The organism is Bartonella machadoae, from assembly GCF_022559585.1.
GTDB lineage: Bacteria > Pseudomonadota > Alphaproteobacteria > Rhizobiales > Rhizobiaceae > Bartonella > Bartonella machadoae.
Map to the genome: position 1 here is coordinate 1341731 of NZ_CP087114.1, position 12752 is coordinate 1354482.

The 12752-nt window shown below is 36.1% G+C and carries 22 protein-coding genes; 6 read left to right on the top strand and 16 right to left on the bottom strand.

Annotated features, from left to right (window positions below):
* Positions 1-39: 39 nt before the first annotated feature.
* The 8 genes from LNM86_RS06530 to ssb form a co-directional block, all read right to left on the bottom strand.
* Positions 40-318, bottom strand: a complete 279-nt coding sequence (locus tag LNM86_RS06530) for a hypothetical protein (protein WP_241438844.1) — start codon at positions 316-318, stop codon at positions 40-42.
* A complete protein-coding gene (locus LNM86_RS06535; RefSeq protein WP_241438846.1) occupies positions 315-1049 on the bottom strand; it encodes an antA/AntB antirepressor family protein in 735 nt (244 codons plus the stop codon). Before LNM86_RS06535 ends, LNM86_RS06530 begins: the two co-directional genes overlap by 4 nt.
* Before the next feature lie 560 nt (positions 1050-1609).
* The gene (locus tag LNM86_RS06540) at positions 1610-2191 is read right to left on the bottom strand and encodes a hypothetical protein (protein WP_241438848.1); all 582 of its coding nucleotides are present in this window, start codon (positions 2189-2191) and stop codon (positions 1610-1612) included.
* Between the two features lie 3 nt (positions 2192-2194).
* Complete coding sequence (locus LNM86_RS06545) at positions 2195-2515, bottom strand: hypothetical protein (RefSeq protein WP_241438941.1); 321 nt, start codon at positions 2513-2515, stop codon at positions 2195-2197.
* Positions 2516-2835: 320 nt separating this feature from the next.
* Positions 2836-3231 carry a type II toxin-antitoxin system HicB family antitoxin gene (locus tag LNM86_RS06550; RefSeq protein WP_241438849.1) on the bottom strand — a complete coding sequence of 132 codons (396 nt, stop codon included), beginning with the start codon at positions 3229-3231 and terminating at the stop codon, positions 2836-2838.
* Positions 3228-3428: a type II toxin-antitoxin system HicA family toxin gene (locus LNM86_RS06555; protein ID WP_241438850.1), complete on the bottom strand. Its 201-nt coding sequence runs from the start codon at positions 3426-3428 to the stop codon at positions 3228-3230. Before LNM86_RS06555 ends, LNM86_RS06550 begins: the two co-directional genes overlap by 4 nt.
* 69 nt (positions 3429-3497) lie before the next feature.
* The gene (locus LNM86_RS06560) at positions 3498-4034 is read right to left on the bottom strand and encodes a hypothetical protein (protein ID WP_241438851.1); all 537 of its coding nucleotides are present in this window, start codon (positions 4032-4034) and stop codon (positions 3498-3500) included.
* A 9-nt stretch (positions 4035-4043) separates the two neighbouring features.
* The gene (ssb, locus tag LNM86_RS06565) at positions 4044-4496 is read right to left on the bottom strand and encodes a single-stranded DNA-binding protein (RefSeq protein WP_241438852.1); all 453 of its coding nucleotides are present in this window, start codon (positions 4494-4496) and stop codon (positions 4044-4046) included.
* A 192-nt stretch (positions 4497-4688) separates the two neighbouring features.
* Between ssb and LNM86_RS06570 the strand changes: the two genes are divergently transcribed.
* Positions 4689-4988, top strand: coding sequence for a BrnT family toxin (locus LNM86_RS06570; protein WP_241438853.1), 300 nt, complete (start codon positions 4689-4691; stop codon positions 4986-4988).
* Positions 4966-5271 (top strand): BrnA antitoxin family protein, encoded by a 306-nt coding sequence (locus tag LNM86_RS06575; protein ID WP_241438854.1) that lies wholly within the window; start codon positions 4966-4968, stop codon positions 5269-5271. Before LNM86_RS06570 ends, LNM86_RS06575 begins: the two co-directional genes overlap by 23 nt.
* Positions 5272-5356: 85 nt before the next feature.
* Here LNM86_RS06575 and LNM86_RS06580 read toward each other — a convergent pair whose 3' ends face one another.
* A complete protein-coding gene (locus tag LNM86_RS06580; RefSeq protein ID WP_241438856.1) occupies positions 5357-5851 on the bottom strand; it encodes a hypothetical protein in 495 nt (164 codons plus the stop codon).
* 422 nt (positions 5852-6273) lie between these two features.
* Between LNM86_RS06580 and LNM86_RS06585 the strand changes: the two genes are divergently transcribed.
* Positions 6274-6465, top strand: coding sequence for a hypothetical protein (locus LNM86_RS06585; RefSeq protein WP_015399257.1), 192 nt, complete (start codon positions 6274-6276; stop codon positions 6463-6465).
* A 70-nt stretch (positions 6466-6535) separates the two neighbouring features.
* The gene (locus LNM86_RS06590) at positions 6536-6964 is read left to right on the top strand and encodes a type II toxin-antitoxin system HicB family antitoxin (RefSeq protein WP_241438858.1); all 429 of its coding nucleotides are present in this window, start codon (positions 6536-6538) and stop codon (positions 6962-6964) included.
* Positions 6965-7014: 50 nt separating this feature from the next.
* On the opposite strand, the gene LNM86_RS06595 is transcribed toward LNM86_RS06590, so the two are convergent.
* The 5 genes from LNM86_RS06595 to LNM86_RS06615 all read right to left on the bottom strand — a co-directional run bounded on the left by LNM86_RS06595 (position 7015) and on the right by LNM86_RS06615 (position 10303).
* The gene (locus LNM86_RS06595) at positions 7015-7548 is read right to left on the bottom strand and encodes an antA/AntB antirepressor family protein (protein ID WP_241438860.1); all 534 of its coding nucleotides are present in this window, start codon (positions 7546-7548) and stop codon (positions 7015-7017) included.
* A 234-nt stretch (positions 7549-7782) separates the two neighbouring features.
* A complete protein-coding gene (locus LNM86_RS06600; RefSeq protein WP_241438862.1) occupies positions 7783-8121 on the bottom strand; it encodes a hypothetical protein in 339 nt (112 codons plus the stop codon).
* A 128-nt stretch (positions 8122-8249) separates the two neighbouring features.
* Positions 8250-8798: a hypothetical protein gene (locus LNM86_RS06605; RefSeq protein ID WP_308219234.1), complete on the bottom strand. Its 549-nt coding sequence runs from the start codon at positions 8796-8798 to the stop codon at positions 8250-8252.
* A 40-nt stretch (positions 8799-8838) separates the two neighbouring features.
* Positions 8839-9834, bottom strand: a complete 996-nt coding sequence (locus LNM86_RS06610; RefSeq protein WP_308219235.1) for a hypothetical protein — start codon at positions 9832-9834, stop codon at positions 8839-8841.
* The gene (locus tag LNM86_RS06615; protein WP_241438864.1) at positions 9827-10303 is read right to left on the bottom strand and encodes a crossover junction endodeoxyribonuclease RuvC; all 477 of its coding nucleotides are present in this window, start codon (positions 10301-10303) and stop codon (positions 9827-9829) included. Before LNM86_RS06615 ends, LNM86_RS06610 begins: the two co-directional genes overlap by 8 nt.
* 130 nt (positions 10304-10433) lie before the next feature.
* Here LNM86_RS06615 and LNM86_RS06620 point away from each other — a divergent pair, with 130 nt between their 5' ends.
* On the top strand, positions 10434-11210 hold the full coding sequence (locus LNM86_RS06620) for a hypothetical protein (protein WP_241438865.1): 777 nt from the start codon (positions 10434-10436) through the stop codon (positions 11208-11210).
* A 24-nt stretch (positions 11211-11234) separates the two neighbouring features.
* Here the strand turns inward: LNM86_RS06620 and LNM86_RS06625 are convergent, their stop codons facing one another.
* Both LNM86_RS06625 and LNM86_RS06630 read right to left on the bottom strand, forming a co-directional pair.
* Positions 11235-11654, bottom strand: coding sequence for a hypothetical protein (locus tag LNM86_RS06625; protein ID WP_241438866.1), 420 nt, complete (start codon positions 11652-11654; stop codon positions 11235-11237).
* Between the two features lie 17 nt (positions 11655-11671).
* Positions 11672-11917, bottom strand: coding sequence for a helix-turn-helix transcriptional regulator (locus LNM86_RS06630; RefSeq protein WP_241438867.1), 246 nt, complete (start codon positions 11915-11917; stop codon positions 11672-11674).
* A 99-nt stretch (positions 11918-12016) separates the two neighbouring features.
* Here LNM86_RS06630 and LNM86_RS06635 point away from each other — a divergent pair, with 99 nt between their 5' ends.
* Positions 12017-12619, top strand: coding sequence for a S24 family peptidase (locus LNM86_RS06635; RefSeq protein WP_241438868.1), 603 nt, complete (start codon positions 12017-12019; stop codon positions 12617-12619).
* The last annotated feature ends 133 nt before the right edge of the window (positions 12620-12752 follow it).

Sequence of the window (12752 nt, forward strand, 5' to 3'; positions counted from 1 at the left end):
CCCCCCCATTTTTGAGAACGGGGAGGGGTATGTTTTTACTTAAGCAACCTTTTTAATAGGGCTTTCAATATTGGGAGCATAAACTTGCAATAATGGATTCATAATATGCGGTAATTCTGAAGTTCCAAAACCTGTAAGGACTGCTAAAATTTTTGTAATATTTGGCACGTCATCCTGAAGTTTTAAAATCAAAGCTTTTTCTACAATGCCTATGACTTCAACCAGTGCGCTACAGTCTTTATCTTTAATATCTTCACAATTGACAAATTGAAACAAAGCCATCCACAAATCACATAAAAAATTGGTATCTACTTTCATTGTACACCTCCATGGATTTGTTCTCTTAAGCAAGCCAATCCTCTAGATGTGATTTTTGTTGAAGGGAGCACCTTTTCTGTACCATCCGGTCTTTGAATAGTGATAGCAGGGCAATCCATGAGACCTTTTTTGATTTTATCTTGATAAGGTAACAAAGGAGCACTCGGAGCCCGTCGATAGCCCCAATCATGTTTACGCAAGTAATCGGTTAGATCTTTTGGTCGTATTTCTAACATTTTTGCAGATTCAATCAAACCAAACAAACCATCAGAACGTTTTAAACCGTCAAGTGCCTTGGCTTTAGGCTCTAACTCTGCAATCACATGATCTTTCTGCTCGATTTGATTTTGTAAGTGATTCAAGAAACCAATCATTGCTTGAGGACTTGAGTAGTCAATCTGTGGTGTTGCTACTTGCTTTGCAAGTTTTTCACACTCAATAAAGTACTCTCTTGCTTGGTGCCCTTTTTCATTACGCTCAATCATGGCAAGGTGTTTAGCCATATCTAATGTCAAGTAGTATTCTATGCTTGGACGCCCACCTTTTTCTAAAAATTTAGAAAAACCTATAAAGTCTATATTTTCCCGAAATTTACATTCTTTAATACGATTTTTAATCCAGTCTGCAAACTTTGATGTGATTTCTAAAAATGTGTGCAACTCACGTGCATTGACCGTTTGAACAGTTTCTTGATCAATAACCTGTTCTCTAATTTCTATAAGATTATTCATAACGAATTCCTTGTTGATAGATGTTTCTTAATGACACTTAAAAAAAGTGCCGGGTGCTAAGAAACACGGCAACAAGCCCGTCGTTATGCTTTCCCCCGAAAGGGTATTTTATGGCATAACCACACCCGACGAGGTCATTATATGCGTGTAACATATAATGAGTCAAAGCTTTTAATTGGCGGAGAAGAGACTGTTTCGGCAATCAATCCGCTTGTTGTTTTAAGGTGTTTCTTAGGCCCCTGATTCGAAGATATATGTTACAGAAATAATGTCAAGTCTCTTTCGATAATTTTTGTCTTTAAATAATCATATATTGTACAGTGTACATATTGAAATCTTTATTTATCAATGGGTTATGTGTACAATGTACAGTCAATTTGAAAAGTTCTAACGCTAGCGATAGTTCGCGCTGTCCTGCCCCGCAACACTCCCAACCCGCTGGAAAGTACCTTTTGCATTGATTTTATTGCATTTTTTCTGGAAAAAGCCAAAATATAAGTGATAATTTGCTTTAAAAATTACAATTAAAGTGAGTAGTGTGTTTACATAGCTTAAGAACATTATTTCTTTTTCTTATTAGCGGCATATTTTTGACGATCAAGTTGTCTCTGGATATTTTTGATTAATCTCTCATTGGCATATTGTGTAATAGTATTTGCAATTTCTGGCTTGGACATTACTCTAGCAATTGATGGTCCTTCTTGTTTTGCAATAGGGAATTGATCACCATCGGCTCTTTGAAAAACATTGTTGCCCATTTTTAATTCAACACGCTTTGGAAAACTCCCACCTCGAATAAAAGCATGGGGTAAGATTTCTTTTTTGCCAAACATTGTGTAGGTCACACCATGTTTTGTTTCTCTTGTTTTAAAAAATTTAAGAGGTATTGGTGTTCCAGAACCAATGATATCTGTCTCGAGAAGCTGTGCTGTAGCCTTGCCTTTAATATAAACACCTTTCTTGATACGCTTTGATTGGGCGGATGTAAGTTTAGAAACTTTCTTTTCGGCAAAGCGCTCTACTTGTTTTGCTGCGGTATTTACAGCATTACGCAAAGCCCAATTAAGGCGTGGAGCTTGAAGATTTGTAAAGGTATCCTTTGCTTGTTGAAGATACCATTTTTGGTGGATAATTAATTTCAACTTCTAAGCCTTTTTTGGAGTAGATGTTGCTGTCTTAGAAACTTTAGATGTTTTGGTTTGTTTGGGTGTGGTTTCCTCTACCACTGATTCAGTTGATGTTTGCCCATTTTTATTTTCTTCTTTTTCAACCTTTTCACTTGTCTTATCAGGCTTTGCATTTGTTTTGCTTTCAACAAAAGGTTTTGCAGCATTGGCACGCTTAAGACGAGCATAGACCTGATTAGAAATTTCAACAAAAGGGGTATTTTGTGTAGAAGGTTCAAAACGAACGGTGCTTTTATTGTCGCCAACGACACAGATTGGTTTAGTGATGACAGCTTTCATTATTGCTCCTTTTGAGGAATGATTTAATGACATCATGCGTCAAATATTGATGTTTACACTGTGAAAAATGGACAAGCCAGAATTACCAAGAAAACCGGGCTCTTTAGCCATGTTTCAGGTCCATATTTTACCAAATTTTTAGGGAACATTTTTGAATTTTAGACGCAATACGACTAGTGCAGTATTGTCATTAAATAGGATTTTTTACACGATGTCAATAGAAAAAATCATCATCTAGTATTTTTTTATTTTTTTGATCAAAATCTGGTGTTTTTAGAAACAAAATAGCATATGTTGACGCACTCAAAAAGCAAGAAATTCTAAATATTAAGCTCGTGACGCGCTGCTGTTGCCAAAAAAGCAGATCTTGTTAAGCCTCTTTCTTGTGCACAATTATCAATGGCACGTAAAAGTCCTCGTTCAATAGATATATTCATACGTACCACTTCAGCATCATTTTCAATAAAGGGGACTTGTATTAAAAAAGCTCCTTCTGCCAAAGCTGTTTTGACAGATTGCTGTTGTATGACTTCTTCAAATTTTAAGGGCATAGGCACTGTATCCATATCTTCACAATAAAGTTGAAGGGCTTCAGTTGCATTTGTGATGAGATTTTTTTCTTCATCCGCAGCAGAAAAAAGTCCTTCAAAGTCAGGAAACTGAACACCAAAAGCAGAATCTTCATCTTTATGAACAAGAGCAAAAAATCTTTTCATTCTTCTTCTCCTTTTTTCAACCAGCCTGCTTGTTGCGCAATAGAACGTGCTGTACCAATAGGAAGATTTTTTTTAGGATGTGGGACAATAACAACTTTATCATCTTTTTTTAATTTATGATGAGAACCTCTCACTTTCACAAGTTCAAAGCCATCACGCTTTAATTTTGCAATGATTTTTCGGCTATCTTGTTCCATTCTCTAAACTCATAATGTGTAAATATATACACATTTTAGTCAATTTTTCATCTGATGTCAATTCTTTGTTTAATGGTTGAAATGTTTGTGAAGCGCATCAAGTACAATACAGAGTGAATTAACAAGATGCGGTAGCATTTGATCTTCTATAATAAGGTATTGTAACGCAGCGTAAAGATTAAACTGTCGATTTAAAGCTTGTGTTTCTTTTACTACGTCTTGCATACTTAAAAACTGTTCGGTTGCAAATTCAACCCATTTCTCTCTTGCTCTATCATCAGAAGAGGATGGCATTTCATTATAAACCGCATTAGGCAATGCCTTTGCACAGAGATAATCATTTTTTACTTCAAGGTATTTTTGTGCAGCTTCATATTGATCTTGATTGAGTTTCCCTTGCAAATAAAGCCGCCCGATATAGGTACCAGCAAGCGGATTTTTGGCATCTTCTATGGACAAACCAAAGCGTTTAGCACGCATTTCTATTGCCAATTGATCAACAGGTTCACGCGGTGTTTTTGCTCTTGAGATGCGTCCATTTGGTTCTCTTACACATCCCTTAATTCGTGGACGTCCACGTTTTGCTCGTTTCTTTTTCTTTGTCATATTTTTCAATCAGAATGGAATAGCATCATTGACAGGTTTTCCATAATCAGCAGCTCCTGAAGTAGCAGCATAACTTTGAGCAGTGACCGGTAAAGGGGTAGGGGATGCAGATTGGTCTTTCTTTGCATCAAGTAAATACAATTCACCTTTGAATTGTGGCAAGACAATCTCTGTTGCAAGATGTTCGCCACCATTTCTATCTTTCCATTTGCGGGTTTGTAATTTGCCTTCTACATAGACCTTTGAACCTTTATTGAGATATTGAAGAGCAATTTTTGCCAGATGTGGATTAAAAATCACAACAGAATGCCATTCCGTTTTGTCGACTCTTTGATTGGTTGCCTTATCAGTATAGCTTTCAGAAGTTGCCATACGAAAATTAACTACCTCAGTCCCATTATTCATTGTTTTGCTTTCGGGATTAGCCCCCAAATGCCCAATTAGCATCACTTTGTTCAGCATGTTTTTTTACCTTAAATTTGTGCTTTAATACGTGCTAAATCTTAGCATAATATTTATATTTATTCAATATTATCAATTATTAATAACAGTTTTTTAAAGTATTGCATTATATTAATTGTGCAAAAAAACATCAATAGTTCAGTATTTATTTAAAATCCTTGATATACATACAAAAATGTATTAACATAAGATATGAAAATAAGATTTGAGTGGGATAAAACTAAAGCAAAAAGTAATCTTAGAAAGCACCATGTGAGTTTTGAAATAGCCGCACGTGTTTTTGCAGACCCATTCGCCATGGTTAGACAAGACCGTATTGAAAACGGAGAATATCGTTGGCAAACTTTGGGACTTGTGGATGGTTTTTTACTGCTACTCGTAGCGCATACTATCCATGACGATAAAGAGGGCATAGAGGTAATCCGTATTATTTCAGCGCGGCGAGCCAATTCGAAAGAAAGGAAACGTTATGAAGAAGAAAGTTCGTTATGAAATTGATGTAGGTAACTTATCACCTTTGACAGATGAACAGAGAGTTGAAATTGATAAACTGGCTGCAATGCCGGACAGCGCAATTGATCATAGCGATATTCCGACGCTTGATGATGCATTCTGGAAAAACGCCGTTCGCAATCCATTTTATAAACCAACGAAAACTGTTACAACAGTGCGTGTAGATTCAGACGTGTTAGCATGGCTTAAAAGTCAAGGAAAAGGCTATCAAACACGGATCAATGCTATCTTACGTGATGCTATGATGCGTTCAATACGTTAATATTCACTCCATCTTTTAAGGCGAGGTGAAAGTCAGCAGTCCACTCAACTAAGCAGCTTTTGCTATGGGATTTGTTAAACCCCACTTAGCTTCTCCAACTTTTAAGCTTTTCAAAAGACAAAACTTCTATATAGGTTTTGTAGTTCTTGTGGTAACCAAAATATCGCATACCATCGTTTGTTTTAGTTAAATCCAAAAACCTGCAAGATCTTCTCATATTTTCAGTTAAATCGCAGACAATATAGCAAAATACAGGAATATTTTGAGATGGTGGTATTGGACATCCATCTACCGTGAAAGCCTCACCTTTACGAACTTTTTCTAAATAATCAAAAACATGCGTAACTGGGCTTTTACCCATTGGATCTCTTTCATTTTCTGTTGGTTGTTCGATATTTACGATTATAATGGATTCAAGTGGAAAAGACTTGGTTTCAGAAACTAAAAAAGGACCGTCGTATATATGCTTAAAGTCATAAAAATCAGTTTTTATAAAACCATTATTTTTTTTCAGATGGACATCAAGCATATCAAGGAGAAACTTAGTATCTCCATCAGATTGGGGTGTTAATTTGTTCACTGAACGCTCCTATTGTTGAAATCACGTGTTAATTTCTGCCAACTCCTGAAAAAAATGATGATTTCAATTTCTTAAATTATTTTTTTATATAAAGTTATAAACTACTTTGTCTTCTCTCGCCTCCACTTGAAATCATTATAACATATTGAATCTACAATATGAATCCCATTTTTACTTTTTAATTGTTTATTTTTTAAATTAAATCCACGTCGTTATTTATACTGTTGTAAAAATAATTTTATCAGAGATAATAGGTTCTCTATAATCACTACTAATTTCAGTACAGTCAATTTTTCTTCTGCTCGTTTTCAAAAAATATTCTCTAAATAAAAGAGCTTATATCAAACTTTTTTGTTCGATTTATTGTTGACTATCGAACTTTTATGTGCGATAGTTATTTTATGAATTGAGGAGGAGGGTAAATGAAACGAGAAGCACTGCTTAGAGAATTACGTAAAGAAGCTAGAAAAAGAGGCATTCATTACAGTGAAGCTCCTGATGCAGGAAAAGGATCGCATTATTTGGTAACTTTTGGAGACAAAACAACCGTTGTAAAATCTGGTGAATTGACGCCACTTTATGTGAAAATAATAAAAAAACAGTTGGGGGTATGAAACTTCAATTCAAACGGTTTGATTACTTTTCGTTTCAAATCCATCTCAGTAATGATAAGGAGACTTAAATATGGAATATACCTATCAAGCAAAGCTGGAATCTGATCCAGATGGTGGTTTTGTCGTAACTTTTCCAGATGTACCTGAAGCAATAACAGCTGGAGAAAATCGAGCAGAGGCGTTAGAAAATGCTGTTGAAGCGTTGGGACTAGCGTTACGTAGCTATCCTATGCGTGGTTTACCTTTACCTACACCACAGAAGTATAAGGGTCTTGTAGCGGTAACGGTAGACGCATGGAATGCTCTCAAACTAGCAGTAGTAGAAGCCTTTAATAATGCTAATATCACAAAAACAGAATTAGCTAATCGTCTTGGCAAGAAAGAAACAGAAGCGCGTCGCATTCTTGATCTAAACTATCCAACTAAACTTCAAACATTGGAGCAAGCACTAGCAGTGCTAGGTAAGCAAGTTGTGATTATAATCAAAGATGCAGCTTAAGATCATCCTCCCCACTTTGAAAGTGGAGAAGATGAGATCATATTTTAAATCTAAGCAGCTTTTGTCACAGATCTTTCTAACACCTGTTTCGCTTCTTTGATTAAGGCTTTGTACTGCCTGTTTTCTTCGTCTACTCTAAAAGCATCTATAAGACGCATATGAATTGGACCTAAAAGATATAAAACTTTTTCACCAGCATTCATACCCTCCCAATAACTTGGCAAATCAAAACGTGTATCACTATCATAATCAACAGATTGGCTTTTTAGTTTTTTTTCACACTCAATAAAGTAACGACGAGCTTGACGTCCTTTCTCGTTGCGTTCAACCATAGAAAGTTCTTTCGCCATGTCTAGAGTGATATAATATTCTGTACTTGGACGACCGCTTTTAGGTTTTACTCTTTTTTGAGTAAAATTCACAAAGTCTTGATTTTCTTGGAAATCATACTCTTCTATCCGCCGCGCAATCCAATCATTGAAACGCACATTAACTTCCAAAAACGTATATAATTCGCGTGCATTGACAGTTTGAACTGTTTCTTGTCCAATAGCTTGTTCTGATATTTTAATTAGAGTATTCATAATATTGGTTCCTTTGTTTTAAAAGTTTAAGTATCCAGGGCTAAAACAACCGAACCAATTCAGTCCTTCACGTCTTTAGGTTACCCTTGGACATCCACGTGAAGACCCTGGACTAATTAAATGAAGAGCAACAGATCTTTCGGGATACTGTTGAACCGATTGGTTACAGGTGTTTTAAGCCTATCTCGTAACCTAATAGCTTTAAAAAATTTGTCAAGTTGTTCATGAAATCATCTAGCATTTTATCGTGTCCTTTTGGGTTACAAGGGCTTTAATTTCCTTGTTGATTTCATCTATGAGGGGCTCGTAATTCAAGACGCTTTTAGGCACTCTACCGCCATAAACCCACGCTTTCACTTGCGCTTTGGTACTGTAATCTGCATTTTTTGGTATAGTGTAATACTGCCCACCATCAAATTTTTCACACTCTCTTGCGCCATCTTCGTATTCGTAGAGATTGTAAAAATATTCAGCTGCTCCATCCCCCCATGGTACATATCCGACAGCTGTTGCAACAAATTTTTTTTGCGGTTGTTTACGTTTTGTTAAGAACAAATCTTTGAAAATTCCCATGCTTTTATTCCATAATTTTACCAATTGGTCTATTTTCCTCAAAAATGACTATACAGAGCGCTTTTAGATTCTTATGTTGAATTTCATCAAAAAAATATTGTGCCATATTTCTCTCATTAGTGTAAAAATCACTCAGATTGATTTTCGAAAGCGCTTAAACCAATTATTGGTTTTTTAAGCATTTGTACCAGCTCTTCCCATTTTTCAGCAGAGACCGGTTCTTCTTTTGGCTTCGTCTCTGGTCTATCGAGTTCTTTAAATATCTTTTCAACTGTAGATTGAATATCATCTTCAAGCTTTTTGCAATAAAGTAGGAGATCTGGAGAAGCAGGCATAAACGTTGTCGATAAACCTTCTGCTTCTCCTTTCATCACATTTCTTGTGGCGGTTTTGATTGCCCAACGGCTTAAACCACCAAGAGAAAAAAGATAAGCAACAGCTGTGGCTTTTTCATCTTCTCTAGATTGGCTTTTAAGCCCACCAGAAAGCATGAGAAACATAGCTTTTATTTCTTCTTCAGAAGCTTTTTCATCAAGCTTTTGCAAAACTTCATTACCCAACGAGATAATTCTCTCCGCTTCTGCAGGTGATGGTTTTTTGCCCGCTAGCCAATGGAATGGAGGTTCTTGCATCATCCTCGAATAGAAATTTGTACGGACTGTCTGAATTTTTAACATCGGACATGTGTTGTGTAATTCGATAAGCGTGGCCGCGTTGTTATTCTGTGTTTTCAATGATCGGTTTTCCATACCGTTTTTCCCTTTCTAATTTTTCTTTTTTCTTGGCTAGCGTTCCATTCTGGTTTGTAACCCAATTGTACCAAGTTCTTTGCCAATCTCGTTGATCTGCATTTTTGCTTGGGATGGCTAGCCAAAAATTTCTGAAGCGTTCAACTTCTAACAGCGCCTCATCATGCGTTAAGCCTTTATCGATTGCGTATTGCAAATTAGGTTCAAAATCCTCAGGCAAGCGACCACTTTTGTTAGTCTTCACTCGTCGTTTTGCTTTTTTGGGAATGTTTTCTTGCTCGTGAATGGGAGGTTTATCCTCTGCCACCGTTTCGATTGCATCTGCTCGCTTTTCGCAATCATGATCTTCTGAAGGCTCGTCAACCTGTTCGTTTGTTTCTAAATCTTCAAAATCAATTTCTTTTTTTGCTAACACGATAGTGTTAGTTTTTTTATTATAACTGTTAATGTTAGTGTTATTGTTTATGTTATATATATAGGCATCATCAAGCATATCATAAGCATCATGCTTAACAACTTTAGCATCATTTTTAGCATAATTTTCAGTATTTTCAGGGGCTTTAGCATGATCACAAGCATCATTTTTATGTTTATTCCATCTTGCTATCGCTGCTTTTTGTGCTCTCTCTGATAATCTCTTTGATCGAGATGTTTTTGATACCTTATCTAAATTCCCATTAGAGTTGTTGAATTCTTCTTCAACATCTAAATTCCATAAGCGACCATCTTCCAGACGTATGATATGCCCCATACTTAATAAAACGTCTAAAGCTTTCACAAATGTTTTTACTGAATAACCAGTGTAATGGGCTAAAACTTTAAGATTGTTTACAAGGGGCTCTCCAGTGTGCAACATTTGCAACCGCAGGCGCATATAAACATTACCTTCAATTGAAGGTAAACAAGCGAGATTAATTACCCACTTGTCTGCAAACAGCCTCGTCCACGGTAATTTACTAGACATGCGCATCCCCTTCTTTCATTAAATATAAAATTGCTAAAGCATCCGCTTCATTATCATCCTTAGGCTTGTGTCCCTTTGCACATATCGCCTGTATTATCTCTTCTTTTGAGGCATTTCCTTTTCCTGTCGTTGCCTTCTTTATGGTACCAACAGGGATGCCTTCATAAGCTATCTGATGATATTCACACCAAGCTGCTAATGTTGCTAACAAGCCACCGTAAACATGCGCCGCATCAGTACCAACATGACGGCGCACCTCTTCAAAATACACGGCATCAATACTACCCGCTGTTGCTTTCATTTCTGTAAGCCATTGCTTAAAGCGCAAATAACGCATACCCCCGCCTTCAAAACGGCGTGATTGAAAATTGACCGTTCCACTAAAGATGTGACCATCTGCACCGCATATTGCCCAGCCCGTTTTGGTACCTAGATCAAGACAAAGAATGGTTGGTGTGTTAGTGATCATATTCCCCCCCTTAAGGCTGTTGTGTATTTATACGTGCGCTATGACAGAGCGCATTGCGATTGGCTGTCTTGAAAAAATGTTTGTAAAAAAGTAACCTCTCAACGATTCGAAAAAAGTGGGGAGGGGAAAGATGCAAGAATGGATAAAGATATTTCTTACAGGTTTTCTGTCATTTGCCGGATCACTTTTAGTAGCGCTTATTTTAAGAAATAAAGACCATAAAGAAGCAGCCAAAATCCGCAAAGATGATTTAGAAACAACTGCAAAAAAACGAGAAGAAGATAGGGAATGGATAACCAAGCAATTTGCAGAAAGCCAAAAACAGACGATAGCCCTTAAAGAGCAAGCGATATCGACAAAAGATCTTGCCAAATGGTCAGAAGAACATATTAAAATTTTGTTAGATAATAAAAGAGTAGAGGATTTAGGAACGCCACCTTCCATATATATAACTGGACCCCATTTGCCAACAATGGGCAAGTGGACGCTTCTTTGTTTAAAGATAAAAAACAGTGCACAAACTACCATCCACGTTTTAAATATAAAGCTAAAAGATGGTTCTCGCTTTATTCTTGGATATGGCATCAGATATAAACGTGGAGAAAAATGGCGGCAAATGCAATCACCATATGTTAAACCTGATGCCGTTGAAACGTCACACACAATATCACCCGGATACTGTGAGGAAGCAAAGGATTTTCGAACGGGACAAGAAATCGATGTTAATATTCCGATAGCTCCTTCAGAAGGTAAGTACACAGGAATTCTTATTTTTGTAGCAGCGCGTGAAGAAGATATAAAAGCCCAAGTTACTTTAATCATTACTCATACATCCCCATTGAAACCAGAAACAACAATGACTGTAACTACACAAACCAACCTCATAGACTTTAAAAAATTGGATTAACTCACTTAGAAAAACGTTTTTATGCTACGATTTATTGATTTGATTTCTTTTTTTGATAACTTCATCCCTTAAGATATCAAGCCTTAAGATATCAAGCTTATCTTTGACTAAGATCATAAACAAGATCAGATCATTTAAGCGATAAAAAGATAACAACTCTTGAGAAAAATAATTATCAAACCAAGTTGTAAAAGCTTGCGTAAACACAGATGAAAACCATTGACTAAAATCATCGTATGGCAATAACGGAAAATAATTTCGATCATCACGCGCAAAGATACTATACAGCATATAGGAAAGATAATCTGTTGATGAGGGGTCTAAGCTTATTTCATGTGTACCATGAGGCGAACGGACACCATAATATATGTCTTCCTCTCCAATATTATTAACAAGATCAATCAGCTGGACTTTGCTTATAGTGATATGTGGTTCATCTATCATCTCTTAATCTTTCTTCTTTAAGAGTGTGAATGGTGCTGTTGGTGTTTGTTGTCAGATAAAGGAGCAGCAATAAAAGCAGAACTAGAAACAGAGCTGTCTTTCAATTGTTGCAATTTTAAATAACTCTTTAAAGATAGTCCTTTGCCTTGTTCCCAACGACAAACAGAAGCTTGCTTAACACCTAAAATATCTGCTAATTCCTTTTGTGTTAGCGATAAACACTTTCGGATAGATTTAACCTTAAATTTTCCCTCTGTGTCCATTTGAGTTAAGTCCTTTATTTTAACCATATACGCAATTGTATAGCATATAATGAAAAAAACAATAGATTTTTTTAATTTAAAAATCATAAGTAACTAATTATGACGAAAAATATCATTGCGACATTGCAAGTATTGCAATCTGAGTTTGGTCTTAATCAGAAAGATCTTGCTGATAGACTAAATGTAACCCAAGCAACCGTATCAAGATGGTTAAGAAGCGAATCTGATCCCAGAGGTTCACACAGAGACGCAATTTTAGAACTTTATAAGAGCTTAAAGGGTTATAATCAAGTTACTACACTTGTTCCTGTTATGGGGTATGTAGGAGCGGGATTAGAGATTGACACTGATGTTGAGCAAATCCCAGAAGATGGGCTTGAAACAATCGAAATACCATTTGATTTGCCTTTTGAAACAATAGGATTCATGGTTCGTGGAGATTCTATGTATCCTGTGTATAAAGATGGTGATTTAATCGTAGTTAAACATTTGCAAACAAAACCAGTGAGCGATTATTACGGTGATGAAGTTGTTGTGCTAACAGAAGATAATAGACGATTTATCAAACAAATTACCCGTTCTTCAGAGGGCATTGTACTTAAATCATGGAATGCGCTACCTATTAAAAATGTTAAGATAAAATGGGTTGGAGAAATAGTTGCAATACTACCTCGCAAATCCTATCGTCCACTTATGAAATAATCCCAGTAAAGCTTTTGATTCTATTGTTTTTGAAGATAGCATTTAAGTGAAAATGCAAAAAAATGAAATATATGTAATTTTTTGCTTGCTTATATTTATACATTTGCGTATAAGTAATTATATAAACCAAACA

Bases quoted from the DNA above. Each gene is read 5' to 3' on its own strand.
- LNM86_RS06530 (WP_241438844.1), bottom strand. From the start codon at position 318: ATGAAAGTAGATACCAATTTTTTATGTGATTTGTGGATGGCTTTGTTT.
- LNM86_RS06535 (WP_241438846.1), bottom strand. From the start codon at position 1,049: ATGAATAATCTTATAGAAATTAGAGAACAGGTTATTGATCAAGAAACT.
- LNM86_RS06545 (WP_241438941.1), bottom strand. From the start codon at position 2,515: ATGAAAGCTGTCATCACTAAACCAATCTGTGTCGTTGGCGACAATAAA.
- LNM86_RS06550 (WP_241438849.1), bottom strand. From the start codon at position 3,231: ATGAAAAGATTTTTTGCTCTTGTTCATAAAGATGAAGATTCTGCTTTT.
- LNM86_RS06555 (WP_241438850.1), bottom strand. From the start codon at position 3,428: ATGGAACAAGATAGCCGAAAAATCATTGCAAAATTAAAGCGTGATGGC.
- LNM86_RS06560 (WP_241438851.1), bottom strand. From the start codon at position 4,034: ATGACAAAGAAAAAGAAACGAGCAAAACGTGGACGTCCACGAATTAAG.
- ssb (WP_241438852.1), bottom strand. From the start codon at position 4,496: ATGCTGAACAAAGTGATGCTAATTGGGCATTTGGGGGCTAATCCCGAA.
- LNM86_RS06570 (WP_241438853.1), top strand. From the start codon at position 4,689: ATGAAAATAAGATTTGAGTGGGATAAAACTAAAGCAAAAAGTAATCTT.
- LNM86_RS06575 (WP_241438854.1), top strand. From the start codon at position 4,966: ATGAAGAAGAAAGTTCGTTATGAAATTGATGTAGGTAACTTATCACCT.
- LNM86_RS06585 (WP_015399257.1), top strand. From the start codon at position 6,274: ATGAAACGAGAAGCACTGCTTAGAGAATTACGTAAAGAAGCTAGAAAA.
- LNM86_RS06590 (WP_241438858.1), top strand. From the start codon at position 6,536: ATGGAATATACCTATCAAGCAAAGCTGGAATCTGATCCAGATGGTGGT.
- LNM86_RS06595 (WP_241438860.1), bottom strand. From the start codon at position 7,548: ATGAATACTCTAATTAAAATATCAGAACAAGCTATTGGACAAGAAACA.
- LNM86_RS06600 (WP_241438862.1), bottom strand. From the start codon at position 8,121: ATGGGAATTTTCAAAGATTTGTTCTTAACAAAACGTAAACAACCGCAA.
- LNM86_RS06605 (WP_308219234.1), bottom strand. From the start codon at position 8,798: ATGTTAAAAATTCAGACAGTCCGTACAAATTTCTATTCGAGGATGATG.
- LNM86_RS06610 (WP_308219235.1), bottom strand. From the start codon at position 9,834: ATGTCTAGTAAATTACCGTGGACGAGGCTGTTTGCAGACAAGTGGGTA.
- LNM86_RS06615 (WP_241438864.1), bottom strand. From the start codon at position 10,303: ATGATCACTAACACACCAACCATTCTTTGTCTTGATCTAGGTACCAAA.
- LNM86_RS06620 (WP_241438865.1), top strand. From the start codon at position 10,434: ATGCAAGAATGGATAAAGATATTTCTTACAGGTTTTCTGTCATTTGCC.
- LNM86_RS06625 (WP_241438866.1), bottom strand. From the start codon at position 11,654: ATGATAGATGAACCACATATCACTATAAGCAAAGTCCAGCTGATTGAT.
- LNM86_RS06630 (WP_241438867.1), bottom strand. From the start codon at position 11,917: ATGGACACAGAGGGAAAATTTAAGGTTAAATCTATCCGAAAGTGTTTA.
- LNM86_RS06635 (WP_241438868.1), top strand. From the start codon at position 12,017: ATGACGAAAAATATCATTGCGACATTGCAAGTATTGCAATCTGAGTTT.